At 68.2% G+C, this 1,883-nt stretch carries 3 protein-coding genes and 1 pseudogene; 1 reads left to right on the forward strand and 3 read right to left on the reverse strand.

Going from position 1 to position 1,883, the window contains the following annotated elements; translation table 11 throughout:
- Positions 1-411: pseudogene (locus tag VGB60_RS06765) on the forward strand (ribonuclease HII); the annotation flags it as partial.
- Here VGB60_RS06765 and VGB60_RS06770 read toward each other — a convergent pair.
- The 3 genes from VGB60_RS06770 to VGB60_RS06780 form a co-directional block, all read right to left on the reverse strand.
- Complete coding sequence (locus VGB60_RS06770; RefSeq protein WP_331037504.1) at positions 400-645, reverse strand: hypothetical protein; 246 nt, start codon at positions 643-645, stop codon at positions 400-402. The pseudogene VGB60_RS06765 and the gene VGB60_RS06770 overlap by 12 nt on opposite strands.
- 62 nt (positions 646-707) lie before the next feature.
- The gene (locus VGB60_RS06775; RefSeq protein WP_331037505.1) at positions 708-1,736 is read right to left on the reverse strand and encodes a DNA adenine methylase; all 1,029 of its coding nucleotides are present in this window, start codon (positions 1,734-1,736) and stop codon (positions 708-710) included.
- Between the two features lie 27 nt (positions 1,737-1,763).
- On the reverse strand, positions 1,764-1,883 hold a 120-nt coding region (locus VGB60_RS06780; RefSeq protein ID WP_331037506.1), incomplete at its 5' end, for a hypothetical protein.

Consider the following 1,883-nt stretch of genomic DNA (forward strand, 5'->3'; position numbering starts at 1 on the left):
CGGGCGCTGGCTTGGGGCGTCGGCTTCGCCTCGGTCGAGGAGATCGCCGAGCTGAACATCCTGCACGCCACCGGCCTGGCCATGTGCCGCGCGATCGAGGCGATGGCGATCCAGCCGGTCGCGGCGCTGGTCGACGGCAACTATCGTTTCAAGCTGCCGTGCGACGTGCAGACGGTGGTCGGCGGGGACGGCCTGTCGCTGTCGATCGCCGCCGCCTCGATCCTGGCCAAGATGGCCCGGGACCGGCTGATGATCGCCATGGACGAGGAGTACCCCGGTTACGGCTTCGCCTCGCACAAGGGCTACAATGCGCCGGTGCATCAGGCGGCTTTGAAGGCGCTGGGCCCCTGCCCGGCTCACCGCCGCGGCTGGGCGCCGATCCGTGCGTTGCTCGAGCCGCTAGACCTGTAGGGCGCCGCCCAACAAGGCGCCGACGAGCGCCGCGATCATGCCTCCGCCCACGATGGTGGCCCAGGCGGGCAACGCCGCGAAGTCTTCCCTCAGACTTGAACCGGGCCCGTAGCCGTCGTTCGCCGGACGAGGATCGAACCGTTTCGACACCGGCGGACGCCAGGCCACGGGTTCGAACGCATCAGCGGTACGGCCATAGGCTTGATGGGCGTATTGCCGGCGGGCGGGGGTCACTGACAGCTCTTCCATGCCGCGGATAACGACCGGGACTCTGTCCTGTTCCGAACATTTGCGGCTCAGGCCGCGTCGGCCAGCTTCAGCGGCCGATCGCCGACAACGAACAGGTATTCCACGTTCCGCAGCCGCCCGACGGAGCCGACCTTTTCGCCCTTGGGATTATGGATGCCGATGCGCGCGCCGACGTAGCGGGGGTGCTGGATTTCGATGACCTGCACCTCGCCGCGCGCCGACAGCATCTCGACCAGCTCGGCGCGGTTCAGATAGCCCTCGTCGTTGAACGAGACGACGAGGTTCGGCGCCTTCAACCCTTCGATCACCGACCGGAGGGCCGGCGCGATGCCCGGACGGCTGTTGAAGGCGCTCTTGCGGGTGCGGACGTCGATCCGTTTGTTGGCGATCCCATAGGTCTCCGGCTTGTCCCACAGCACCAGACTCTCCCAGCAGTGATAGTTGCCGAGGTAGGAATGCTGGTTGTACGGCGGGTCCAGATAGACGAGGTCGGCCTCGATCTCGGAGGCCAGTTCGACGGCGTCACGCCGGGTGGCCTTGCCCGCCCCGGGCAGAACGTCGGGCATCCGCAGCTCGAGCGGCTTTAACGCGCGCGCGGCCCATTGCTTCATGTAGGCCATCTGCAGCCCGGCCGTGGAGTCGACCCGGTCCGCCGCCTCCATCAGGCTGACCAGGGCGATCGCCTCCAGCTCCGGCTCCAGCCCCATGGTTGCGATCCGGTCGCGCATGGCGTCGATCCGCGCGCCATTCTCCGGCGAGAAATAGCGCGCGTCCTCGCAGAAGGTCCGGGTGAACCAGCCCCCTTGGGGCTTCACCTCCCGCAGCTCCGCCAGCACCGCCTCGGCGCGGTCGAGCCACCGGTCGCGGTCCGCCTGCACGTAGCAGGTGGCGAGTGCGTGGGCGTAGGCGTTGTGGTCGTTCGACCAGACCCGAAAGCCCTCCCGCTTCAGCGCATGACCGACACGGGCGGTGCCGGAGAACAGGTCGCAGACGGTCCCGCCGTCCGGCAGCGCGGTCTTCACCGCGCCGACGATCTGCCCGAGCAGGGCCCGCTTGGAGCCGATGTATTTGATCATGCTCCCCCGCTGGTCTGAAACGACGCCTCAGCGCCCCTTCTTGCTCGGAGCATGGGCCAGACGGAGCAGATTCGCAGCCCCTGGGGCGCCGAAGGGGGTGCCGGCGAGGATCAGGATGCGCTGACCCGGCTGGGCCATGTCGTAGGC

Source organism: Brevundimonas sp., from assembly GCF_036399195.1.
In the GTDB taxonomy this organism is placed as follows: domain Bacteria; phylum Pseudomonadota; class Alphaproteobacteria; order Caulobacterales; family Caulobacteraceae; genus Brevundimonas.

Excerpts from the sequence above, each read along its gene's own strand:
- VGB60_RS06775 (WP_331037505.1), bottom strand. The coding sequence starts at position 1,736 with ATGATCAAATACATCGGCTCCAAGCGGGCCCTGCTCGGGCAGATCGTC.